Source organism: Thermotoga sp. RQ2 (genome assembly GCF_000019625.1).
GTDB classification, from domain to species: domain Bacteria; phylum Thermotogota; class Thermotogae; order Thermotogales; family Thermotogaceae; genus Thermotoga; species Thermotoga maritima.
The window spans coordinates 177,662-201,254 of the sequence record NC_010483.1 but is presented as its reverse complement, the minus strand read 5'-3'; the positions used below and the strand labels follow the sequence as shown (position 1 = coordinate 201,254).

Annotated in this window: 22 protein-coding genes, 1 other RNA gene and 1 pseudogene; 17 read left to right on the top strand and 7 right to left on the bottom strand. The window is 47.2% G+C overall.

Annotation, left to right across the window (positions count from 1 at the left end):
• The first annotated feature begins 4 nt into the window (after window positions 1–4).
• The 3 genes from rnr to TRQ2_RS01040 are packed head-to-tail and all read left to right on the top strand — an operon-like array spanning window position 5 to window position 3,490.
• On the top strand, window positions 5–2,137 hold the full coding sequence (rnr, locus tag TRQ2_RS01050; protein WP_012310390.1) for a ribonuclease R: 2,133 nt from the start codon (window positions 5–7) through the stop codon (window positions 2,135–2,137).
• Window positions 2,134–2,553 (top strand): secondary thiamine-phosphate synthase enzyme YjbQ, encoded by a 420-nt coding sequence (locus TRQ2_RS01045; RefSeq protein ID WP_012310389.1) that lies wholly within the window; start codon window positions 2,134–2,136, stop codon window positions 2,551–2,553. Before rnr ends, TRQ2_RS01045 begins: the two co-directional genes overlap by 4 nt.
• A 7-nt stretch (window positions 2,554–2,560) precedes the next feature.
• Window positions 2,561–3,490 (top strand): calcium/sodium antiporter, encoded by a 930-nt coding sequence (locus tag TRQ2_RS01040; protein WP_011942888.1) that lies wholly within the window; start codon window positions 2,561–2,563, stop codon window positions 3,488–3,490.
• Here TRQ2_RS01040 and TRQ2_RS01035 read toward each other — a convergent pair.
• Window positions 3,487–4,344 (bottom strand): FlgD immunoglobulin-like domain containing protein, encoded by an 858-nt coding sequence (locus tag TRQ2_RS01035; RefSeq protein WP_012310388.1) that lies wholly within the window; start codon window positions 4,342–4,344, stop codon window positions 3,487–3,489. The two genes, TRQ2_RS01040 and TRQ2_RS01035, sit on opposite strands and share 4 nt — an antisense overlap.
• Window positions 4,345–4,453: 109 nt before the next feature.
• Between TRQ2_RS01035 and TRQ2_RS01030 the strand changes: the two genes are divergently transcribed.
• The 14 genes from TRQ2_RS01030 to TRQ2_RS00965 all read left to right on the top strand — a co-directional run bounded on the left by TRQ2_RS01030 (window position 4,454) and on the right by TRQ2_RS00965 (window position 17,864).
• Window positions 4,454–5,842 (top strand): TldD/PmbA family protein, encoded by a 1,389-nt coding sequence (locus TRQ2_RS01030; protein ID WP_012310387.1) that lies wholly within the window; start codon window positions 4,454–4,456, stop codon window positions 5,840–5,842.
• The gene (locus TRQ2_RS01025; RefSeq protein ID WP_012310386.1) at window positions 5,839–7,146 is read left to right on the top strand and encodes a TldD/PmbA family protein; all 1,308 of its coding nucleotides are present in this window, start codon (window positions 5,839–5,841) and stop codon (window positions 7,144–7,146) included. The genes TRQ2_RS01030 and TRQ2_RS01025 overlap by 4 nt, the downstream gene beginning before the upstream one ends.
• A complete protein-coding gene (locus TRQ2_RS01020; protein WP_012310385.1) occupies window positions 7,130–7,960 on the top strand; it encodes a DMT family transporter in 831 nt (276 codons plus the stop codon). Before TRQ2_RS01025 ends, TRQ2_RS01020 begins: the two co-directional genes overlap by 17 nt.
• 5 nt (window positions 7,961–7,965) lie before the next feature.
• An RNA gene (gene rnpB / locus TRQ2_RS09580) (RNase P RNA component class A) lies at window positions 7,966–8,303 on the top strand.
• 41 nt (window positions 8,304–8,344) lie between these two features.
• A complete protein-coding gene (locus TRQ2_RS01010) occupies window positions 8,345–10,489 on the top strand; it encodes a bifunctional (p)ppGpp synthetase/guanosine-3',5'-bis(diphosphate) 3'-pyrophosphohydrolase (RefSeq protein WP_012310384.1) in 2,145 nt (714 codons plus the stop codon).
• Window positions 10,486–10,935, top strand: coding sequence for a D-aminoacyl-tRNA deacylase (dtd, locus tag TRQ2_RS01005; protein ID WP_012310383.1), 450 nt, complete (start codon window positions 10,486–10,488; stop codon window positions 10,933–10,935). Before TRQ2_RS01010 ends, dtd begins: the two co-directional genes overlap by 4 nt.
• Window positions 10,936–10,945: 10 nt before the next feature.
• The gene (locus tag TRQ2_RS01000; protein ID WP_012310382.1) at window positions 10,946–11,515 is read left to right on the top strand and encodes an epoxyqueuosine reductase QueH; all 570 of its coding nucleotides are present in this window, start codon (window positions 10,946–10,948) and stop codon (window positions 11,513–11,515) included.
• Window positions 11,481–12,254, top strand: a complete 774-nt coding sequence (locus tag TRQ2_RS00995) for a DUF4940 domain-containing protein (protein WP_012310381.1) — start codon at window positions 11,481–11,483, stop codon at window positions 12,252–12,254. The genes TRQ2_RS01000 and TRQ2_RS00995 overlap by 35 nt, the downstream gene beginning before the upstream one ends.
• Window positions 12,251–12,661, top strand: coding sequence for an anti-sigma regulatory factor (locus tag TRQ2_RS00990; protein WP_012310380.1), 411 nt, complete (start codon window positions 12,251–12,253; stop codon window positions 12,659–12,661). Before TRQ2_RS00995 ends, TRQ2_RS00990 begins: the two co-directional genes overlap by 4 nt.
• Before the next feature lie 4 nt (window positions 12,662–12,665).
• Entirely contained in the window at window positions 12,666–13,973 is a 1,308-nt protein-coding gene (trmFO, locus tag TRQ2_RS00985; RefSeq protein WP_012310379.1) for a methylenetetrahydrofolate--tRNA-(uracil(54)-C(5))-methyltransferase (FADH(2)-oxidizing) TrmFO, read from the top strand.
• Between the two features lie 15 nt (window positions 13,974–13,988).
• Window positions 13,989–15,356: a DUF342 domain-containing protein gene (locus tag TRQ2_RS00980; RefSeq protein ID WP_012310378.1), complete on the top strand. Its 1,368-nt coding sequence runs from the start codon at window positions 13,989–13,991 to the stop codon at window positions 15,354–15,356.
• Window positions 15,353–16,189: a type I phosphomannose isomerase catalytic subunit gene (locus TRQ2_RS00975; protein ID WP_012310377.1), complete on the top strand. Its 837-nt coding sequence runs from the start codon at window positions 15,353–15,355 to the stop codon at window positions 16,187–16,189. Before TRQ2_RS00980 ends, TRQ2_RS00975 begins: the two co-directional genes overlap by 4 nt.
• Window positions 16,190–16,194: 5 nt before the next feature.
• Complete coding sequence (locus TRQ2_RS00970) at window positions 16,195–17,382, top strand: UDP-2,3-diacylglucosamine diphosphatase (protein WP_012310376.1); 1,188 nt, start codon at window positions 16,195–16,197, stop codon at window positions 17,380–17,382.
• Window positions 17,379–17,864: a hypothetical protein gene (locus TRQ2_RS00965; protein ID WP_012310375.1), complete on the top strand. Its 486-nt coding sequence runs from the start codon at window positions 17,379–17,381 to the stop codon at window positions 17,862–17,864. The genes TRQ2_RS00970 and TRQ2_RS00965 overlap by 4 nt, the downstream gene beginning before the upstream one ends.
• On the opposite strand, the gene TRQ2_RS00960 is transcribed toward TRQ2_RS00965, so the two are convergent.
• The 6 genes and pseudogenes from TRQ2_RS00960 to TRQ2_RS00935 form a co-directional block, all read right to left on the bottom strand.
• A complete protein-coding gene (locus tag TRQ2_RS00960) occupies window positions 17,844–18,683 on the bottom strand; it encodes an HD-GYP domain-containing protein (protein WP_011942873.1) in 840 nt (279 codons plus the stop codon). The genes TRQ2_RS00965 and TRQ2_RS00960 overlap by 21 nt on opposite strands.
• Before the next feature lie 2 nt (window positions 18,684–18,685).
• Complete coding sequence (gene thrS, locus TRQ2_RS00955) at window positions 18,686–20,608, bottom strand: threonine--tRNA ligase (RefSeq protein ID WP_012310374.1); 1,923 nt, start codon at window positions 20,606–20,608, stop codon at window positions 18,686–18,688.
• Window positions 20,605–21,090, bottom strand: coding sequence for a pantetheine-phosphate adenylyltransferase (gene coaD / locus TRQ2_RS00950; protein ID WP_004080981.1), 486 nt, complete (start codon window positions 21,088–21,090; stop codon window positions 20,605–20,607). The genes thrS and coaD overlap by 4 nt, the downstream gene beginning before the upstream one ends.
• A 1-nt stretch (window position 21,091) precedes the next feature.
• A pseudogene (locus TRQ2_RS10020) lies at window positions 21,092–21,722 on the bottom strand (metallophosphoesterase family protein).
• Complete coding sequence (locus TRQ2_RS00940; protein ID WP_012310373.1) at window positions 21,722–22,366, bottom strand: hypothetical protein; 645 nt, start codon at window positions 22,364–22,366, stop codon at window positions 21,722–21,724. The pseudogene TRQ2_RS10020 and the gene TRQ2_RS00940 overlap by 1 nt, the downstream one beginning before the upstream one ends.
• Before the next feature lie 5 nt (window positions 22,367–22,371).
• Entirely contained in the window at window positions 22,372–23,592 is a 1,221-nt protein-coding gene (locus tag TRQ2_RS00935) for a glycosyltransferase family 4 protein (RefSeq protein ID WP_011942868.1), read from the bottom strand.
• Between the last annotated feature and the right edge of the window lies 1 nt (window position 23,593).

Genomic DNA, 23,593 nt, shown 5'->3' with positions numbered 1-23,593 from the left:
GTACATGAGTCCGATAAGGAAGAAAGATGTGGAAAGGTTCATTCTCTCAGACGATTACAAACCCATGGCTTTGAAAGAACTCTACAAGAAATTCCGGGCAAAGACAAGAGAAGAGAGAAGAAAAGTGAGAGAAGTTGTGAAAAAGCTGGAAAAAGAGGGAAGAATCTTCAGGGACAGCAGGGGAAGGTACAGAAAACTCGGCGAAGATCTCAAAGTAGGAACGATCGAATTCACACGAAGTGGTTACGTGGCCTTTGTCATAACAGACGAGTTTGAAGAAATCGCTGTTCCTGTTGAAGACACGAAGTACGCCATGCACAAGGACAGAGTCGTCGTTGAAATAGCAGGAACCTGGAGAGGGCTTCCAAGGGGACGAGTCGTAAAGGTTCTCGAACGTGGCCTTACGAGGGTAGTTGGTGTTTTTGACCACAAAGGAACCTTTGGATTTGTTGTGCCGGATGACCCGAAGATAGCGTACGATTTCTACGTGGCACCCGAGAACATCGATGGTGCGAAACCTAACCAGAAGGTGATAGCGGAGATCCTGAAATATCCTTCTCCCGGCAAGAACCCTGAGGCGAAGGTTGTGAAAGTACTCGGTGACCTCGACGATCCTTCTATCGACCTTCCAAGCGTCATAGTGAAACACGATCTTCCAGAACCGGGTGAATTTCCAGAAGAGGTCATAAGAGAAGCGAACGCGATTCCTGCCAGAGTGAGGAAAAAAGACCTTGTCGGAAGAAAAGATTTGAGAGATAAAGTCATCGTCACGATAGACGGTGAGGACGCAAAGGACTTCGACGATGCCATCTCCGTGGAAAAGCTTTCGAACGGAAATTACCTTCTCGGTGTTCACATAGCGGACGTTTCACATTACGTGAAAGAAGGTTCCGCACTGGACCAGGAGGCCTTCAAGAGGGGAACGAGTGTGTACCTCATCGATACCGTGATTCCAATGCTCCCCTTCAGACTGTCCAACGGTATCTGCAGTCTCGTTGAGGGGAAAGACAGACTCACCATGAGTGTGGAGATGGAAATAGACAGAGACGGACGGGTCGTGAGATACGATGTCTATCCGAGTGTGATAAAGAGCAAAAAAAGGATGATCTACGAGAGGGTGAACGAATTCCTGGAAGATCCCTCTTCTATGAAGGAGTACGAACCTTTCAAAGATCTCATATACAACGCGGTGGAACTCGCAGAGATATTGAGAGAAGCACGGAGAAAGCGTGGAGCCATTCTCGATATAGAGAGTGACGAAGTGAAGGTCATACTGGACGAAAACGGTCAGGTGGTGGATATCGTTCCAAGAAAGAGAGGAATTGCAGAGAAGTTGATAGAAGAATTCATGATCAGAGCGAACGAGACGGTGGCTGAAATATTCGATCACGCCGGACTTCCATTCATGTATCGTGTACACGAGGAACCCGATCCCGAGACCATTTTTCAGTTGAGGAACTATCTTGAAGCGATGGGGATAAGAGCGAATTTTCCCCAGAATATCCACCCGGGAATGCTTCAGAAACTTCTGGAAAAGGTCAAAGACCATCCTTTGAGAAGCAGTGTAGAAAGACTCCTCGTCAGATCCATGAAAAGGGCAATGTACTCCGCCGTGAACATCGGTCATTTCGGACTTGCTTCTTACGCTTACACGCATTTCACTTCACCCATAAGAAGATATCCCGATCTTGTCGTTCATAGGCTTTTGAAACTCTACCTTGAGCAGAACGGATACTTCACCCCCGAACAGATCGAAAAATTCTCCAAGGTGCTTCCGAAGATCGCGAAACACTGCAGTCGAAGGGAAAGAGTCGCGGACGAAGCGGAGTGGGACCTTGTAGCTATGAAGAAAGTAGAATACATAGCCCGCCACATAGGGGAGGTTTTTGACGTTGTGGTAACGAACATCACCAAATTTGGGCTGTTCGTGGAGATTCCTGAAAAGAGCATCTCCGGTCTTGTTCACATATCGACGCTGGACGACTACTATTACTACGACGAAACAAGGAACATGCTCATCGGGAAGCGAAAGGGAAGGGTCTTCAGGCTGGGAGATGTTCTCAAGGTAAAAGTGATGAGGGCAGACAAGATCAGGGGCGAGATAGACTTCGTACTGGTGGAGGAGGATGAAGAATGAAGAGCTACAGAAAAGAACTCTGGTTTCACACGAAGAGGAGAAGGGAGTTCATCAACATAACTCCCCTTCTGGAGGAGTGTGTTAGAGAAAGCGGTATAAAAGAAGGTCTTCTTCTCTGCAACGCCATGCACATAACCGCGAGTGTCTTCATAAACGACGATGAGCCGGGACTTCACCACGATTTCGAGGTGTGGCTCGAAAAACTCGCTCCGGAGAAGCCGTACTCCCAGTACAGGCACAACGACACCGGAGAAGACAACGCGGACGCTCATCTCAAGCGCACGATCATGGGAAGAGAAGTGGTCATAGCCATCACCGATGGAAAGATGGATCTGGGACCGTGGGAACAGGTTTTCTACGGTGAGTTCGACGGTATGAGACCAAAGAGAGTCCTCGTCAAGATCATAGGAGAGTGATCAGGCTGTGGCTTTTCTTCTGACTGCCCTGGGAATAGCGATTCTGGTGATCGGCGCAAACTGGCTCGTCACGGGGGCGTCGTCGCTGGCACTGACACTGGGGATCTCCAAGTTGATCGTGGGACTTTCTGTTGTTGCTTTTGGAACGTCCCTTCCCGAACTTGTTTCTTCTCTCGTTTCCGCCATTAAGGGATATTCCAGTATAGCTATTTCCAACGTGGTTGGAAGCAACATAGCAAACGTTGGACTCTGCCTCGGGCTCGCTGCCGTTCTTCGAGCAGTGCCGGTGAAAAGAAGCACTGTGAGATCTGAAATTCCGTTCATGATCCTTGCGACTATCTCTTTCATCAGTTTGTTTCTGAAAAATTATTATCTTTCCTGGTACGATGGGGTGGTGTTCCTTTCTTTCATGGTCATCTTCATGTATTACTTAGTCACCTCAGCGAAGGAAGTGGTGGAAGAGGAACTGGAAGAGATAAAACCACAGAAGAGTGTTGCAGTCAGTCTTTTGATGATCGTGGGTGGAATCCTCGCTCTCTGGTTCGGAGGCGACCTTGCCATAGAGAACGCGGTGAAAATAGCCGAAACTTTCGGTCTTTCTCAAGCGTTTATAGGTTTGACTGTGATAGCCGTTGGGACTTCTCTGCCGGAACTCGTGGTGAGCATCGTTTCAACGGCGAAAAAAGAGAGTGATATCCTCGTTGGAAACATCGTGGGAAGCAACATCTTCAACATCCTCTTCATACTGGGAGTGAGTTCGTTCTTTGGAAGATTGACAGTGGATGTCAACCACTCTGTGGATCTCTGGTTTCTTTTCTTAACGTCGGTCCTTCTTCTTGTTTTTGCTGTCTCCAGAAGGAGAATTTCCCGTTTTGAAGGGGCAGTTTTCCTCATCATCTATTCTGTGTACATTTACTTTGTAGTACTCAGAGGTTAATGAACGAGAATCAGGAGAACCACCAGGGCGAGGACCGAACCGATGAACAGTTCTTTGAAGTAGGTGTACTCGCTCCTGTCCACGATCACTTCTTTTTCTACAGACTGCATCTCATCGTCGGTTGAGGCAGTTACTCTCACCCTGTATCTTCCGTCTGATGCGTCTTTTCCGTCCCAGATCACCTTGTTCGTTCCCTCGGAGCCTTTCAGCTGTCTGAACCAGATGGTTTCTCCTCTGTCGTTCAGAACTTCCACACTCAGGTCCGCGGGTTTGGAGAGGTAGATATAGAATGTAGTTTTATCGTTGTACCAGTCACCGTTCGGTGAGAATCTCTCGGGTTCCACTTTCAAGTCGAGTGCGAGCGCTTTCTCTTCCAGATAGATGTTGATTGTGTTCTCGCTCCTTGGTTTTACCTGGACGGTCACCGCTTCTTCCTTGTACCCCGGAGCTTTGAATGTGAGCGTCACCGTACCGGCCGGCACGTAGAGTACATCCTTGACGCTGTGGATCTTTCCTAGGTACATGCCTTCAGCGAAGACCTCAACGGGGTACACGTTCGAGAAGACTCTCAGAGCTCCTGCTTCTTTCAAGTTCGCGAATATAACGAATTCTCCTGGAGATGAAACGATGATTTCGCTTTCAAAAGGAATGTACCAGCTCTTTCTCACCGTTATGGTGAATTTCCCGGAAGAATTCAACGTAAGTATCATCTGACCGGTCACATCGACCGTTCCCACGTAGTTTCCGTTTACGAAAACCTGAGAAAGGGGCTCTGAATAAACGATCAGGACGTAATCACCAGCCAGTACGGCGCTTGCAATCAGCAGAAAAAGAATCGGTAAAAATCTTCTCATGTTATCCACCTCCCATCGATCTTATTCTACACCAGTTGGAGGTGCTGAAATAGTTAGCACCCCGAACTTGGAAAGTAGTATAATGGTTAAAAAGAAAGGAGGGATCACGGTGCTCAACGAAAGCGTTATCAGAGACGTTCTTTCAGCTGTTTTGAAGAACGGAGGGGATTTCGCTGAGCTTTTCTTTGAGAGAAAATTCGAGAATCGATACGAGCTGAAGGATGGGAAGATCGAGCAGGCAACGAGCGGTGAGATCGTTGGGGTGGGAATAAGAGGTTTTCTCGGTACAAAAGCCGTTTACGCCTACACTAACGATCTTTCGAGAGAAAATCTGATAAACGTCGCAAAGAAGGTGGGAGAAGCACTCGAGGAAACGAAAGTTGAGGATCTCACGTTCAATTTCAACAGAACGAAAAGGAAGGAAAGACACGTGGTACTCATTCCACCGGCTCAGGTGGAAAAAACAGACAAAGTGTCTGTCATGAAAAAAGCCTATTACGCGGCGAAAAATTACTCCGAACTCATAAAGCAGGTGGTAGTCTGGTACTGGGACTACGATCAGGAGATTCTGGTTGCAAATTCAGAAGGAACCTGGGCTGAAGACAGACGGGTGAGAACTCGCTTGATGATAAACGCGGTGGCGGAAAAGGACGGAGTGCTCGAAAGGGGTTTCTACGGTCCTGGGGCAGGAATGGGTTTTGAATTCTTCGACAGAATAGATGTGGAGGAAGCGGCAAGGAAGGCAGCGAGAATAGCAGCCAGGATGGTCGAGGCAGAACCCGCTCCAGCTGAAAAAATGACGGTTGTGATTGCCAACGGCTTTGGAGGAGTCATTTTCCACGAGGCGGTTGGACATGGTCTTGAGGCAACGTCCGTGGCGAAGGGGGCTTCTGTTTTTGCGGGAAAGCTCGGGCAGAAAGTGGCTGCGGAATGTGTTTCCGCGGTGGACGACGCCACCATTCCGAACGGCTGGGGTTCCGCTAACGTGGACGACGAAGGAACTCCCACACAGAGAACACTGCTCATAGACAAGGGGGTTCTCGTTGGCTACCTTGTGGACAAGCTCGGTGCGAGAAGAATGGGGATGAAGAGCACAGGAAGCGGCAGAAGACAGGACTACACCTTCCCACCCACTTCGAGGATGAGCAACACCTTCATACTCCCTGGAGATTACCACCCGGAAGAAATCATCGCGGCTACCGAGTACGGTCTCTACGCGAAGACCATGGGAGGTGGATCGGTTAATCCGGCCACTGGAGAGTTCAACTTCGCGGTTTCTGAAGCGTATCTCATAGAAAAAGGAAGGATCACGAAACCGGTGAGGGGCGCCACACTGATAGGTAAGGGACACGAGATCATTCAGAAGATCGACATGGTGGGAAACGATTTGGCGAGAGACCAGGGTATGTGCGGTTCGTTCTCTGGATCCGTTCCGGCAGATGTGGGCCAGCCCACGATAAGAGTTAAGGAGATCGTAGTAGGGGGGCGAAACAAATGACCTTCGAAGAATTCAAAGATAGATTGTTCGTTCTTGCAAAGAAAAATGGAGTGGAAGTTCAGATAAGTTTTCTGGAGACTAAAGAATTTTCCCTTCGTCTCGCAAACGGTGACCTCGATCAGTACACGGACGCGGGAAAATTCAACGTGGAAATAAAAGTGCTGAAAGATGGAAAAACAGGAGCGTTCAGAACACAGGTTCTGGAAGATCCAGAAAAGTGTTTCGAAGAGGCACTGAGCAATTTGCAGATCAAGGACAGTGAAGAGAAAGAATACTTCTTCGAGGGTGGGGAAGAGTACAGAGAAATGGAAACGTACGTTGGGAGATTCGAAAAGCTCTCTGTCAAAGAGAAAATGGGTATGGCCAAAAAGGCTCACGAGAGCGCTGCGAAAGACGAACGCGTCGCCATGGTACCAACAGTCATGTACAGGGACATGGTAATAAAGAAGATCATCACCAACACACTGGGCTTGAACGTTGAGAGTCAGATGGACGGCGGTTTCCTTTTCGCCATGGCGATCGCTAGAGACACCAATCCGCGATCTGGTTCTTGGTATGAACTGGCGAGGGTACCGGAAGAGCTGGACCCCGAGGAAATAGGGAAAAGAGCTGCGGAAGAGGCAATTTCTCTCATCGGTTCAAAAACGATACCATCCGGGAAGTATCCTGTGTTGATGAGAAACACAGCTCTGCTCGATCTCATGGAGATGTTCATACCCATGATATCGGCTGAAAATGTGCAGAAAAATCTTTCTCCGCTGAAGGGAAAGCTTGGAGAGCAGGTGGGAAACCCCGCTGTTTCGATAAAGGATCTGCCTTACCATCCCAAGGGACTTTCCAGCACTCCCTTCGACGATGAAGGAGTTCCCACAACCGAGAAATTTGTGCTGGAGAACGGTGTGCTGAAAACGTTCCTTCACAACCTGAAAACGGCCAGAAAAGAAGGAGTAGAACCAACGGGAAATGGATTCGTAGGAGGAATACGTCCGGTCAATCTCATGCTGATGCCGGGTGAGAAATCTTTTGAAGAACTTTTGAAGGAGATGAGCAGAGGAGTCGTTATCACGGAAGTTGAAGGAATGCACGCGGGGGCGAATTCTATATCTGGGGAATTTTCGCTGTTTGCGAAGGGATACTGGGTGGAAAACGGAGAGATCGTACACGGTGTGGAAGACATCACCGTATCGGGTAACTTCCTCGATCTTCTGAGAAAGATAGTTCTCGTTGGAAACGATGTGAAGGTGTCTCAACACACGATAGCACCGAGTGTTCTGGTGGAGGTTCTGGATGTGGCGGGAAAATAAAGCCCTTGCGTTTCTCGTTCTAACGGCGGTTCTTCAGGGTTCGACTTTTCCGCTTCAGAAACTCGTTCTGGGAGGCGTTTCTCCCTTCGTTTACAACACTGTGAGGTTTGGAAGTGCGGCCTTACTTTCGCTTTTTGTGTTCGGACCCGGCAGGTTTGTGAAGAGTTTCCTACTGGGGCTTGTTCTCTGTGGAGCGTACATATTTCAGCTCTGGGGATTGAAATTCACAAGTGCTGTAAAAAGCGGTTTCATCGTTTCGAGCTTTGTGTTTCTTGTGCCCTTGTTTGCTTTTCTTCTTGAAAGGGAGAAATTGAGAAAAATTCACTTTATCTCTTTCACTTCAGGGTTTTTGGGGCTCTATCTGCTCACAGGTGGCGTGTCGCAAATTACACTGGGAGATCTTTTTCAGTTTTTCTGCGCGGTTCTGTTTGCACTGCACGTGGTTCTCATAACCAGATTTTCCAGATCCGAAGAGGAAAAGAACATGCTTTTCTGGCAGTTCGCGACCGTTGGAGCCGTTAATTTCCTTTTTGGATTGGGCGAAAGGTGGCACCTGAATCTCGAAGCGATTTCTGTGGGGATCTACAGCGGAGTGTTCGCTACGACCCTCGGTATCCTCTGGCAGATGAGGTATCAGAAGGAAGTGGGAAACAACACGACTGCGCTCGTTTACATGACTCAACCTTTTGTTTCTCTTGTGCTTTCGTTTCTCCTTCTTGGAGAGCGTATGTCTTTCCTTCAACTTTTGGGAGGAATACTCGTTCTGGTAGCGCTTTTTACCGGAACGATGATGAAACCGAGAGAGTCTAATTAAACCGGGGAGAGGAGCAGGCGGTCGCGGGGGCGCACACCTGCGCTTCCCGAGGAAAGTCCGGACTCTGGAGCGGGGTGCCGGGTAACGCCCGGGAGGGGTGACCCTCGGACAGGGCCATAGAGAAGAAGACCGCCCGTTGAGGGCAAGGGTGGAACGGTGGGGTAAGAGCCCACCAGCGTCGGGGCAACCCGGCGGCTTGGCAACCCCCACCTGGAGCAAGGCCAAGCAGGGGGTTGGGTCGCTCCCCCTATTCCCCCGGGTTGGCCGCTTGAGGTGTGCGGTAACGCACACCCCAGATTGATGACCGCCCACGACAGAATCCGGCTTATGCTCCTCTCCCGTGTTATAATTTTCTCCACAGAAGGTGAATTCGGTGGTGAAATTGTGATCAATCGAACAGAGATCGAAACGGAAGCGAAAGTGGTAATCAGAGAGCTGGAAAGTCTCAAAAAAAAGAGCTTCACAAGAGAGGAGAAGAAACTCCTCATAAAGGCTTATGAGTTTGCTCGAATCGTGCATGAAGGTCAAAAGAGATTCTCCGGAGAGCCATTCATAACTCATCCCGTCGAAGTCACGAAAATCCTTGCGGGTCTGGGTGTTGATGTAACGACTCTGGTCGCAGCCCTTCTGCACGATGTCGTTGAAGACGGCGAAAATGTCAGTCTTGATCAAATAAAGAAAGAATTTGGGCCTGAGGTGGCCAGGATCGTGGATGGTGTCACCAAGGTCAGCAGCATAAACGCACCGATCGGTCGTGATCAAGACTCTCGCAAGAAGATAGAGACCATACAAAAAATGTTCTTTGCGATGGCAGAAGACATGAGAGTTATATTCGTAAAACTCGCTGACCGTCTTCACAACATGCGCACTATTCACTACGTTCAAGATCAGGAAAAGAAGAGGTACAAGGCTTACGAAACCCTCGAGATCTACGCACCTCTGGCTCATAAGCTTGGAATCTACTCGATAAAGTCTGAACTCGAAGACTTGGCTTTCAAAGTGCTGTATCCGGAGGAATATTACAAGATAAAGAAACTCGTCGCTGAAAAGAGAAAAGAGAGAGAAAAGAGAACCAATGAATACATCTCCCTTCTCAAAAGTGCTTTGGAAGAGCACAAGATAAAAGCGATTGTGGAGGGAAGGTACAAGCATTATTACAGCATATGGAGGAAAATGAGGGAAAAAGGGAAAAAATTCGAAGAAATCTACGATTTGATCGCCCTGAGGGTGATAGTGAAGGACGTGACCACCTGTTACACAGTTCTGGGGATCGTTCACAACATCTGGAAACCACTTCCGGGAAGGTTCAAAGATTACATCGCTGCGCCGAAGTCGAACGGTTACCGCTCGCTCCACACAACTGTGATAACAGGTTACGGCGAACCCCTTGAGATACAAATAAGAGATGAGGAGATGCACAGAGAAGCCGAGTACGGTTTGATCGCTCACTGGATATACAAAGAAAGGCCAGACGTGAAAACGGCAAAAGAATGGATAGAGAGGCTTCTCGATTGGAGAAAAGAACTCGCCCAGGGATTCACCGAGTTTGAAGATATCAAGAAAGAACTTCAGATGGACGAGGTGTTTGTCTTCACCCCAAAGGGAGATATTCTGCATCTTCCCAAAGGTTCCACACCAATTGATTTCGCGTATGCGATACACACAGAGATAGGGCATCACTACAGTGGAGCGAAAGTGAACGGAAAGATCGTTCCCATCGACTATCAACTGAAAAACGGAGATGTTGTTGAAATAATTGTCAACAAGAACTCTCCGGGTCCTAGTGTCGACTGGTTGAAGTACGCCAAAACCCACAGCGCACGAGCAAAAATCAGAAGATTTCTGAAGGAAAAACTCGCGCCGGAACTTGTAGAAAGAGGAAAGGAAGTTCTCAGGAAGATCTGCCGAAAGCTCGGAAAATCTTTCGAAGAAGTGATGCAAACGGAAGGAATCAAAAGGTATTTGAACACGTATCAGGAAAAAGATTTCTTCATGAGAATCGGAGAAGGCAGCATCACTACACAGGATCTCATAGAAGCTATTCTGGGAAAAAAGATCGTTGTGAAAAAGCGATCCACGAAGAAGAAGACGAGGATACAGAATCTTGTGAAGGTAGATGGGATAGATAGCATAGAGTTCCACATCGCGAAGTGCTGTCATCCGATCATGGGCGATCCCATAGTGGCTGTAGTGAGCAGAAGAGGCATGACTATACACAGGAGGGATTGTAGGAACCTGAAGAACATGTCACAGGACAGGATATTCCCAGCTGAATGGAACCTTGAAACCTCAGAGATGTTCGATGCGCACATAAGGGTGGTCCTCGATTCGGAAAAAAACCTTCCGAGTTTGATAGATCGAATAACGAACCTCGGTGCGGAATTCGTGGCCATGAAAACTTTGAAGTCAGAAGAACCGCTCGTCGTACAAATTCACATAAAAATATCTAACACTGTCGAACTCACCGGCCTTCTCGACAGACTCAGATCTTACAGGTACGTTCTGGACGCGGAAAGGGTGGTGCAATGAGGGCAGTTGTACAGAGAGTCAGCGAAGCAAGGGTGGTTGTCGAGGAAGAAACGGTGGGAGCCATAGGAAAAGGTCTTCTCGTCTTTGTTGGAGTGGGAAAGGACGATACAGAAGAAGACTGCGAGTGGCTGGCCGATAAGGTTTCTGGTCTTAGAATCTTCGAGGATGAAGATGGAAAAATGAATCTCTCCGTTAAAGACATAAACGGTGAAGTCCTTGTTGTTTCACAGTTCACCCTCTATGGAGATTGCAGAAGAGGGAAGCGGCCTTCTTTCACAGAAGCTGCACCTCCAGATAAGGGGAAAGCGCTTTACGAGAAATTCGTGGAACTTCTCAGGGAAAAGGGTTTGAAAGTGGAAACGGGGAAGTTCAGAGCCCACATGCACGTTCATCTGGTGAACGATGGACCGGTGACCATTCTTCTCGATTCCAGTAAACTCTTCTGAGGTGGGCACTGTGCTGATTCATGTTTGCTGTGCGCCGGATCTTCTCACGACAATATTCCATGTGAGGGATGCCGAGTTCTTCTTTTACAATCCGAACATCCAGCCTCCTTCAGAGTACGAGAAAAGAAGGGAGGCCGTGGACAAAGTTGCTAATCACTTTTCGCTGAGTGTTCGCTACGGTGAGTATTCAACAGAAGAGATAAGAAAGTGGTACGCAGCGGTCAAAGACTACAAAGATCTCGGTGAAGGCAGCAAGCGATGTGAGAGTTGCATCGCTTTCCTTCTTGAAAGAACGGCTCAAGAAGCGAGGAAAAGAGGTCACGAGTCTTTTTCCACAACCCTTCTTGCGAGTCCCCGGAAGAATCTTCCGATGATAGAAAATATTGGAAAAACCATTGAAGAAAAATACGGGGTGAAATTCTTCTTCAAGAACTTCAGAAAGGGAGGAGCCTACCAGGAGGGCGTGAGGCTTTCAAAGGAGCTCGGGATATACAGACAGAACTACTGTGGTTGTGTTTTCAGCCTTCTGGAAAGAAGGGAGAAACATGCTGAAATTCCCGGAAAACGTGGTTATATGTGATGGAAAGAGAATACTCTGGAACGGACTGGGTTTACCGGAGAACTTAGTTTTCGAAATGGCCAGGACTGTTCTCGAGTCGAATGTTCCGCTGAAGGGAAAAATTTTCTGTTTCCCGGCGCAGACTGTCCTCGGAAAGTTGGCGATTTTCACCGACGAGAAAACACAAGGGCGCGACTTTCTCGTCGAACTTTTGAATCACGAGCTTCTTCGAATGAGGCTGTACAGCGAAGAAGTGGAAAACCTCGTAGATTTTCTGTTCAACGATTGGCGACCTGGAAAGAGGGTCTTCATCGTTCGATCGAAGAACTTCGAAACCAGACTTTCTCTGAGGGAGAAACTCTCAAGTTTTGCGGACGTGATTTACAACGCCGGAGAAATAGACGTGGGTATTGCACCTGCTGGAATATCGCTGCAGATCAACGAAGGAAAGGTCTCTTTTTCCGATCCAGAGAAGGATATTAAAGAGGCTGTGAGAAAAGCTCTGTTGATGGACAGATATGTGAACGAACCTTTTTCTTTCTACGAAAAACTGCCCGCGTACAACTTTTCTTTGAACATACAAATTCCTGAATTGGTGAAGACTTTCCTGAGAACGGGTGATATCCAGAAGGTGGCAGAATTGACTGAAAAGAATGTGGAAGTCGTTTTCAGAGAGATTCTGAAGTTCGAGAAGAAAACCCTTCTGTCACCAAGAGTACCCGTTGAAGCGTTTTTGATTTTAAAGGGGGGCTTGAATTGATCGACACCGTGAATGTTGTGCTTTTCTCTAAAAAGTCTCATATAAAGATTGCTCGTTCTGTCTTGCGCGATTTTCTTCAAATACATGAATCATCAGAAAGTTTGATCGTTGACATGGAGATAGTTTTGGGAGAGATCCTCGCGAACGTGATCAAACACACTTACAAGAACGATGAAACGAAGCGAATCATCGTGAGTTACACGTTAAAAGACGAGGTCTTTCACGTGTTGGTGAGAGACTTCGGTCCTCCCGTAGATCCCGCCAGATTGAAGCCTACACCGCCCGATTTGGAGAATCCGCGAGAGGGTGGGTATGGCCTCTACATAATTTCTCGCGTCACCGACGAATTCAGGGTTCGCCCTCTTAGAAATGGAAACCTCACCGTTGTCAAGAAAAAATTGAGGTGAAAGAATGATTGTGAATGTCATCGGAGCAGGGCTCGCGGGTTCAGAGGTGACTTACAACCTTGGAAAAAGGGGAATAAGGGTTCGTCTTTTTGAAATGAGACCGAAGAAGATGACTGAAGTGCACAAAACAGGATATTTTGCGGAGCTTGTTTGCAGCAACTCTCTCAAATCGGAAGACATAACAAACGCCGAAGGACTCCTGAAGGCTGAGATGAGGCTGATGGGTTCTATAACACTCGAAGCCGCGGAGAAAGCGCGTGTTCCATCTGGAAAGGCCCTTGCGGTAGATCGTAACATCTTCGCGAAAGAAGTGACGGAGGCTGTAGAAAGTCTTGAGAGTGTGGAGATCATCAGAGAGGAAGTAACCGAGTTCGATCCAGAAGAAGGAATATGGGTTGTAGCGACGGGGCCAGCCACATCGGATGGTTTGCTTCCTTTTTTGAAGAAGCTCCTCGGTGACGATTTTCTTTTCTTTTTCGATGCCGTATCTCCGATCGTGACCTTCGAGTCGATAGACATGGAGCGCGCTTTCTGGGGAGACCGATTTGGGAAGGGAAAGGATTACATAAACTGTCCTCTCACCAAGGAAGAGTATGAGGAATTCTGGAAGGCACTCGTCGAAGCTGAAGTGATAGAAATGGAGGATTTCGATCGGAAGCTCCTCTTCGAGCGCTGCCAGCCCATAGAAGAAATAGCCAGAAGTGGGAAAGACGCGCTGAGATACGGTCCTTTGAGACCAACAGGTCTGGTGGACCCAAGAACGGGTAAAGAGCCCTACGCTGTCATTCAGCTTAGAAGGGAGGACAAAGAGGGCAGATTTTACAGTCTCGTTGGATTTCAGACCAGGCTGAAATGGAGTGAACAGAAGAGAGTTCTGAGAAAGATCCCCTGTCTCAGAAACGCCGAGATCGTAAGGTATGGAGTTATGCACAGGAATGTTTACATAAACTCTCCAAAATTGCTCGATATCTTTTTCCGTCTGAAAAAGCACCCTAACATCTTCTTCGCTGGTCAGATCACAGGTGTGGAGGGATACATGGAATCTGCCGCGTCGGGAATCTACGTGGCCTACAATGTTCATCGTATCCTGAAGGGACTCTCTCCGTTAAAACTTCCCGAGGAGACCATGATGGGAGCGCTCTTCAGTTATATAATAGAGAAGGTCGAAGGAGATCTGAAGCCGATGTACGCAAACTTTGGACTCCTTCCTCCGCTGAAGGTCCGTGTGAAGGATAAGTTCGAAAAGAGAAAAAAACTCGCCGAAAGGGCCATTGAAACAATGAAAAAGTTCCTGGAAGAGAATCCCTGGTGATTCGGAGGGATAGGGGTGAAGGTAGAGATCACAGTTTCTGAAGACAGAATGCAGGCTTATGTGACTCTGCGAAAAGAGGGATCCAGCGAACTTCCTCTCACAAAGGAAGAGCTTTTGAATGCACTACGCTCCGCCGGAATAAATCACGGTATAAAGGAAGAAATCATAGAGGACCTGGCAAGATCACCTGTGTACAACACACCTGTTCTCGTAGCGGAGGGCACTCCTCCGGTGGATGGGGAAGATGGGAGAGTGGAACTTCTAAAAAAGATAGAATCTTCTTCTCATGAAGGAGAAAAGATAGATCTGAGAGAAATTCCCGCTAAGCAGAGAGTGATCGTGCGGAAAGGAGAAACAATTGCCCGCATTATACCACCGACTCCTGGAAAGGAAGGAATAGATGTTTTTGGAAACCCCGTGAAACCAAGACCTGGAAGAGTGCCGGAGTACCATTTGGGATACAACGTGACGATGAAGGATAACGAGATTATCGCAACGAAGAGCGGGATTCTGGTCATAGAAACAAACGGTACGATACACGTGTATGACACTCTGGAAGTTGACAACGTGGACTATTCCACCGGGAATATAGATTTTCCCGGTAAGGTGGTTGTGAAAGGTGATGTGAAACCAGATTTCGTCGTAAAGGCTCAGGAAGACATCACAGTGAAAGGTGTAATAGAAGCGGCAACGGTGATTTCCTTCAATGGAAGTATCACAGCTGGAGGAATAAAAGGAAGAGGGAAGGCGTTCGTAAAAGCAAAGAAAACTGTCAAAGTCGTTTTTATAGAGAACGCAGAAGTGGAGGCCGAAGAAGTTCAGGTGGAAAAGAGCATAGAGAACTCCACGGTTAAAGCCATCGATGTTGCTGTTTTTGGTAAAGGAGGAAGTATAAGAGGTGGTATAACCATAGCTCAGGTGAAGGTAGAAACCTATTTTTTGGGTTCTCCTATAGGTGTTAAGACAAGGATAGAAGTTGGAGTCGATCCTGAGATCAACGAGAAAATAAAGCTCCTCTCCGCTCAGATCTCTCTTGATAGAGAGAACGTTCAAAAATTGACGAAACTACTCGTTGAGCTCAGAAAGCTTCAGGGAATGTTGAAAGACAAATTCCCACCTGACAAAGAAGCGCTTCTGAACAAAGTGAACAACACTTTGATAAATCTCAGAGATTCCATTCAGAAAAACGAGGGAGAACTGAAAAGGCTCAAAGAAATAGCCGAAGAAATGGCTAAAAACGCCTCCGTTGTTGTGAAAGAGGTTGTTTATCCCGGTGTTGAAATCGTCATGTTCGAGAAAGTGTTTCGTGTGGAAAAAGAACTCACAAAAGCGGTTTTCTACTACAGAGACGGTGAAATACGAGTAGGAGGGTATTCAGCGTGACGATAAAAGTCTTTCCAAAACTGAGAAAGCAGATATGGGGCAGTTATCGCCTTGGTGAGATGTTCGGTTCAAACGAGAAAATAGGAGAAGTATGGCTTTTATCCGGACATCCACTCTTCATTACAGAGGCGGAAGGTGGTCTCGATCTCAACGAAGATATGGAGAAGCTCATTGGAAAGAAGTTGCCGCGTTTTCCACTCCTTGTGAAACTCATTTCTGCCGAGGATTGGCTTTCCGTTCAGGTTCATCCCAACGACGATGAGGCCCAGGAGCTGGAAAACGAACCGTGGGGCAAGACCGAAGCGTGGTACTTCGTAGAAAAAGGTCAGATCGCCATAGGGGAAGACCCGGAGAAGGTCAAGAGAGCACTTGAAGACAACAGCTGGGATGAAGCGTTGAAAAAGGTGGAAATAGAACCTGGAACTTTTGTTTTTCTACCCGCTGGAACGGTCCACGCCCTCGGGCCTGGTGGTCTTCTCGTGGAGGTTCAGCAGGCGTCCGACCTCACCTACAGGGTTTACGATTGGGGACGTGGCAGAGAGCTCCACATAGAAAAGGCTTTCAAAGTGATGAAAGAAAGGAAAGTCGAAGACTTGATAGCGGAGAACTTTGAAAACTTCGAATGTGAGTACTTCAGGATAGAAAAACTGGAAAGAGGAAAATTAGAGGGATTCTGCGCGATTGTGATTCTAGAAAACGGTGTACTGGACAACAGGCAGGTTTCCCCCTTTGAAACGTTCATCGTACCAAAAGGCGAGAAAGCAGAACTTCAAGCAACCGCTTTGGTTATGAGAATCGGAAAGTTTTTCGAACAATGGGGTGATAAAAAATAAAGAGGGTGTTCATCAGCGATCTTCACATAGGAGACGGTTCTGCGAAAGACGACTTTTTTTTCGATAAGGAGCTTGTGAATTTCATCGAAGACATGTCTCAAACTGAAGATGTTGAACTCTTCGTCGTTGGTGATGGATTTGAAATACTCGAAAGTCGCACGGTGAAAGAAATTGGGCTTGTCTCTTTCGAGGAGGTTGTAGAAACACTCGATGAGACGGTGATCGACGAAATCGAGAAAAAACACTCCGAAGTCTTTGAGACTCTCAAGAAGTTTTCCAGACGACACAGAGTATATTACGTGGTGGGAAACCACGATTACCATATTCTCAAAAACAAAAAACTTCAGAATGCCTTGAAGAATCGCTTTGAAAAGTTCGAGATACTTCCGTACTACTACGATCCTCACAGCAAACTCCTTGTGCTCCATGGAAACCAGTTCGATGTTATAAACCGCTTCACCGTGGACAGGAAAACCAAAAAGGTAATACCGCCTCTTGGAGACTACATAGCCAGATACATGATGATAAATTTCGACAGTCAGGTGGTTAACTTCGCTCCTGAGGATGTCATTCGAGATTACGACAACGTGAGGCCTCTGCTCGACGTCTTTCACTGGTTCGACTACGTGACGGAAATCTACGATCTCAGCGTTGATCTGGTTGAACTGTGGCTGAAAAGTTTCCTCAGTATGTTGAAAACGAAAGAAGCCAGGAAATGGATGAGAAACAATTTTCCGAGAACGCACTGGCTTTCCAGGGTGTTTGTGAACAGGTTCGGCGGTGTGGAGCTGGGTAAAGTACTCGTAAGGAGCATATACACACTCAGAAAATTGAGAAGAGTTGACTATCTTCAGAGATGGGCGAAATCCATATTGAAGGGAAACCTTCGCTGGAAGGAGTTCATGACGGGTTACCCCGGAGATTTACATGAAGTAGAAGAAGTTGATATACTTGTGATGGGGCATGTTCATCACTTCACTTACCGAATAGTTCCAACGACTCAGGGTAAAAAGCTGTACGTGAACTGTGGTAGCTGGAGACCCGTTCTCGAAAAGATCGGCCTCAGAAAGAAGCACGGCTTCCACAGGAAAGCAGAGCTTCCGAAGATCATAATGGATTTCTCAGGGAAGAACGTCGAAGTGAAGGCATCTATCACGAATGTCCTCGGGAAAATTCAGGGGGGAGATTCATGATCTCAAACCCCGTTCTTGGATACAAACTCGATCCTGGAGAACCCGGTATTCCACATTCCGCACCCGCGAGCCGCAGTATAATAAGAGTCCTTTCTCAGGAAATATCCAACTTGATCTACTTCAAAAAAGAAGCCCTCAGAGAGGGCGGGACGATCATCTACAGCAACATAGCACTCGATCTCAGAAAGAGAGGTTCATTCCTTGCGGCCGTTGCGGGAAGAACCCAGGTTTTCATCTATACACCAGGAACTAAAAGCAGCGAAAGAACTCACTCCCTCGGATCGGAACTTCAAAACAAACAGCAGGAGATCGAAAGAAAAATACTCGAGCTTGAAAGACGACTGAAAACAGAAACAGATCCGCTCGAAAGAGAAAGACTCAAAGAAGATCTGGAAAGATTGAAACTCGCCCTCAACATCCTCAAAGCGAGTCTCAGAGCACCAGAACTCCTCGTTGGTGTCTTACTCGACAGCCTCGTCTGAGAAGATTTCAAGAAAAGCTTCAACCACTTTTGGATCGAATTTTTTCCCAGCCTCTTTCTTTATGATTTCCAGTGCCTCTTCGTGTGTTTTGGTTCTCCCTTCCCATTCCGACGAAACAAAATTGGTGAGAACGTCGTAGTAATCACACACGCTTATTATTCGCGCTTCAAGTGGGATCTCTTCACCTTTGAGCCCATCAGGGTACCCTGTGCCGTCCCAGTTTTCGTGGTGGTGTCTCACTATCGGAACGACATCCCACAAAACCTCTAAAGACGCGAGAAAAACAGACCCCATGATGGTGTGATCTTGGGGATATTGCTCGAAAATTCTAATCCGGGTTGGAGTGTAAAGCATGAGTTGCTCTATTCCGATCTTTCCCACATCGTGTAACATGGCGTATTCTCTCAACAGAGAGAGTTTCTCTTCCGATAAGCCCAGTTTCTTTCCCACACGTTCTGCGAGTCTTGCAACTCTCTGAGAGTGACTCCAGCCGTTTTCGTCTTCTATCTCCATGAGAACTATCATCGCCTGAAGGAGACCGCTGACCATCCTTCTCACCCAGTTTCCAGAGAGCAACTTCTCTCCTGCGAGAGCATACGCCATCGATGTGGCTTTTTCCGGATCTTCGAATTCTACAAGTTTCTTTCCAGCTTTGTAAACGGTGTACGTTTCTTCTTTTACCACAGCTACTCCCTGAAAAGGCTTTTTTTCTTTCAAAAAAGCTATTTCTGCCTCCTCCATTGAATCAACCTTTTCGTAGAGTCGATCTATTTTTTCAACAGCTTTCTCGAATTCTTCACTCTCAAAGAAACACTTCACGCTCATCCCTCCATCAAAAGTTCGAGCTTTCTGCTCAAAACTTCGTTTCTCAGGGTTTCAACAAAGTGTTCCAGGTCCACGTCTTTTATCTCTTTTCCTGTTCTTGTTCTCACGGAGATCTTTCCGCTCTCCAGCTCTTTGTCGCCTAATATTATCATGTACGGTATTTTCTGGGTTTGAGCCTGTCTGATACGGTATCCAAGAGTTTCACGGCGGTTATCGAAGAAGACCCTGAACCCTTCCTGAGAGATCCTTTTTGCAATCTTTTCCGCACCGTCGTTGTGTTTTTCTGATATGGGAATAACTGCCACCTGGATCGGTGCCAGCCAGGTTGGAAACGCTCCAGCGAAGTGTTCTATCAGGATGCCAAAGAACCTTTCGAGCGAACCGTATATCGCCCTGTGTATCATCACGGCTCTGTGCTCTTTGTTGTCTGGGCCTATGTAAGTGACGTTGAACTTCTCTGGCATCATGAAATCCAGCTGAATCGTGGCGCACTGCCACTCTCTTCCTATCGAATCTCTTATGTGGAAGTCTATTTTCGGACCGTAGAAAGCGCCTTCACCCTCGTTCACTTTGTACGAAAGACCGGCCCTTTCTAAGGCATTCTTCAAGGCAGTTGTTGCCTTCTCCCAAATCGCTTCGTCACCCATGTGATCTTCGGGCATCGTGCTGAGTTCCACTCTGTAGGTGAAGCCGAATTGGCTGTAGATGGTGTTTATGAGATCGAGAACGCCGAGTATCTCTTCTTCGATCTGACCGGGAGTGCAGAATATGTGTGCATCGTCCTGTGTGAAGGATCTCACCCTCATGAGACCGTGGAGAACTCCGCTCCTTTCGTATCTATGAACCCGGCCAAACTCGAAGAATCTCAGCGGTAGGTCCCTGTAGGAAACAGTTCTGCTCTTGTACACGAGAATGTGACCGGGACAGTTCATGGGTTTCACCGCGTACCTTTCCTCGTCTTTCTCTATGAAGTACATGTTCTCAGCGTAGTGATCCCAGTGACCGGAGATCTTCCAGAGCTGCTCGTTCATTATGAGCGGTGTGAAGATCTCCTGGTATCCTCTCTCACGATGGAGTTCTCTGGAAAATTTCATCAATTCGTTGAGCACGACGACTCCCTTTGGAAGGAAAAACGGCATACCGGGAGCGTATTCAGTGTTCAACATGAAAAGTTCGAGGTGAGGTCCCAATTTTCTGTGGTCCCTCCGCTGCGCTTCTTCAAGGAACTTCAAGTAATTGTCGAGGTCTTCCTTTTTAGCGAAGGCCGTTCCGTAAACTCTTGTGAGCATGGGATTCTTCTCACTACCTCGCCAGTACGCACCTGAAACAGAGAGGAGTTTGAAGTGCTTCACTATTCCCGTCGAAGGAAGATGTGGGCCTCTGCAGAGATCCACGAACTCTCCCTGACGGTAGATCGTTACTCTGTCACCTTCGATCTCCTCTATGAGCTCGAGTTTGTAAGGCTGATTGTTGAAAAGCTTTCTTGCCTCTTCTTTGCTGATCTCCTTTCTTTCTATAGGAAGATTTTCCTTTATTATCTTCTTCATCTCCTGTTCTATCTTTGGAAGATCTTCCTCTGTGAGTCTTCCGTTCTTTATGTCGAAGTCGTAGTAAAAACCGTTCTCTATAGTGGGGCCGATTCCCAGCTTTACGTTTTCTTTTCCATAAATTCTCATCACAGCCTGTGCGAGGATGTGTGCCATGGTGTGTCTGTAGAACTCGGGTGCCTCGGGATCCTCCAGAGTTACAAGTCGCAGTTCGCAGTCATTTTCGATGGGTCTTTTCAGGTCCCAGAGTTCACCGTTAACAACCGCTCCGATCGCCTTTTTTACGCCCAGTTCTTTTGCGATCTCCGCCGGTGTGATGCCTCTGTCGTACTCTTTTTCTTTTCCATCTGGAAGCTTCACCTTTATCTTCATCGCTTTCCCTCCTTCAACTTTTCGTTCAGGGCTCTGGCCACCTCGGGTGGAACCCATTCGGTCACATCACCGCCGTACAAGGCCACTTCTTTCACAAGACTGGAGGATATGAAAGAAAATTTTTCGCTTGCTATCAGAAACACCGTTTCCAGATCGCTGTACAATTTTTTGTTTGCAAGCGCCATCTGCAACTCGTACTCGTAGTCGGTCACAGCCCTGAGTCCTCTCACCAGGACTTTTATACCATGTTTTTTCAAATAATCCACGAGTAAGCCATGATGAACATCCACCTTCACTCCGTCCAGGTCGCTGAGAACTTCTTCTATCAGCTTTTTCCTTTCCTCCAGGGTGAACATACACTTTTTTCTCGGATTCTCCGTGACGAGGACCACAAGCTCGTCAAAGATAGAAAGCGCTCTTTTGATGATGTCCACATGCCCGAGAGTGATGGGATCGAAAGATCCTGGGTAGACCGCTTTCACTCTACCATCTCCTGTTTGCACATTCTACCTGAAAGAATTTTCTATCTTCAACCCTAAGAGCGGTGAGTCTTCCTCCGTAGACACATCCCGTATCGATTCCAATTTTATCGCGAGAAACAAACGGCTCTTCAAAGGGAGTGTGTCCGAACACCACGATCTTTCCTGGAAGAGGATTTTCACTGTAGATGAACTCGTCCCTTATCCAGACAAGATCGAAAGGATCCTGATCCTCGAGGGAGACCCCCGGTCTCACTCCTCCATGAACGAAAACGTAGTTTTCCTTTTCATAGTGGTATACGGTGTTTTCGAAAAAAAGGAAGAAATTTCCTGATCTCTTCGACTCCTCCAAAGCTTTCCACCGTGCTTCTCGCACCGTTGAAAAACCACAGATCACAATCAGAGCCGTTCTTCACACAGTTCAGAAGCATTTCTTCGTGATTTCCTCTCAAAAAAACACACCTGTGGTGTTTCGAAAGCTCTATCAAGAATTCGATCACTTCACGAGAATTCGGTCCCCTGTCAACGTAGTCCCCCATGAAGATCAGCTCGTCTTCTTCAGAGAGTGGAAGTTTTTCCAAAAGACTCTTCAGAGCGTAAAAGCACCCATGAATGTCCCCCACCGCGTAAGTCATCAGAAGATCCTCCCGTACATCATCCAGTTCCAGAGAACGGAGATCAAAACTCCAAAAACTGGACTCATCCACCACCTCACATCGGGCTTTTTGAACTTCCAAATCCGGTATAGAAAACCAAGGGCGAGGGAAAGGAAAGCGAAGAGATCTTTCCCAGCAAGGAGGAACACAAAGAAGGCCAGTCTTTCAGAAATTCCTTCGATATCGGATATCTTTGGATCTCCCGGGACGAAGTTCCTGAAGACGTACGTCACGGCAACGGATACCGCGTTCATTCCAAGCAGATAGAAAACGAACTCCGCTGTCAGGTACGATCCTTTGAAGAGATCTTTCACCGTAACGTTCAGTACGAGAAAAATCACAAGAAGGGCGACTTCCAGAAGATCTATCAAACGCTTCTTTCCCTTCCGGTGAAGATAGACTCTCAGGAGATCTCCCGTGAGATGCACCACCACAGAGACCAAGAAGACAACCACACCAGTGGTGGACTGAAAGATGACGTCGAATGTGAATGCAAGGATGGCAAAGACCGACCAGATCATGTGCCCGATCAGCTTCCAGCCCCTGTACTCTCTTATCTTTGCGTTGTTCGTGAAACCGTGGTCTGCTACAACGTGCCCGAGAAACAGATGAAATGGAAACAAGAAGATCACCTCCAGATTCTGTCTTCGATCTTTGAGAAGAACTCTTTCAATTTTTCGAACTTGACGAATTCCTTTATCATGAGAGATGTGTTTATTTCAACAGGACCTTCTTCTATTGCTCTCGTGTATATCTCTTCAAGCCTTTGAACGAATCGATCAACGGACCATTCCTTTCTGACGAATTCTCTCCCCTTTGTTGAGAGCTCTTCTCTGAGTCGATCGTTTTCCAGAATGTGTTTTATCTCTTCGGCGAAGAGTCTTTCATTTTCTTCTTCTATGAGAACCGCTGCTTCGCAATTTTTCAAAACATCTTTAACCCCTTTCCACTTCAGAACCACCACGGGAAGACCAGAAGCCAAGGCCTCCAGGAGCACCAGTCCCTGCGTTTCCGTTTTCGAAGCAAAAACAAAGACATCTCCGAGTTTGTAATAGAGGGGAATTTCGTCGTGAGGTACGAATCCTGTGATCTTCAAATCGAGTCCTTTCTCCTTCGCGAATTCCTCCACTTCCTCTCTTTCAGGACCGTCTCCTACCATAATGAAGGCGATGCCCGGTGCGTTCAAACTCTCGAAAACTCTCAGAAGAAAATCCAGATTCTTCTCTTTAGCTATTCTTCCGGCGTAGAGAACCACTTTCTTTCCCTCAGGATTCCATTTTCTTTTCAATTCTTCAGGTGCTTCTACTTCGAATTTCTCCACTTCTATACCGGTGGGTAACACTTCAATGGGTCTTTTCACGCCGTAGCTTTCGAGTTCTCTTTTTATGTCTTCTGTGGGAGCGATCACCACGTTTGTCATATTGCAGAACCACGCGCTGAAGTGTTCCACCAATCTTTTGGGAGGAGTGAAGGGTTTTGGGATGTAGTGTCTGTATTCGGGCAGTAGTGTGTGATACGTGTGAACGTGTGGCAATCCCATTTCCTCCTGAACCCTCAACGCTTTAAACCCTATGAAAAAGGGAGAGTGGCTGTGTATTATCTGGACGTTGTTTTCTCTCATGAACTCCAGAATATTTTTTGTAGAAGCGATGGAGATTCTGTGTTGCGGCTCGAAGGGAAAGGGAATGCTCCTCACAACGAATACATCCTTTTCTTCCTCGGGGGCGGAAGGAGCCACCACCACAACCTTGTGACCACGTTCCGTCAGTTTCTTTTTGTACACCCTTATCGACGTTGCCACGCCGTTTATTTGAGGAGCGTAGGTATCGCTGAACATCGCTATGTTCATC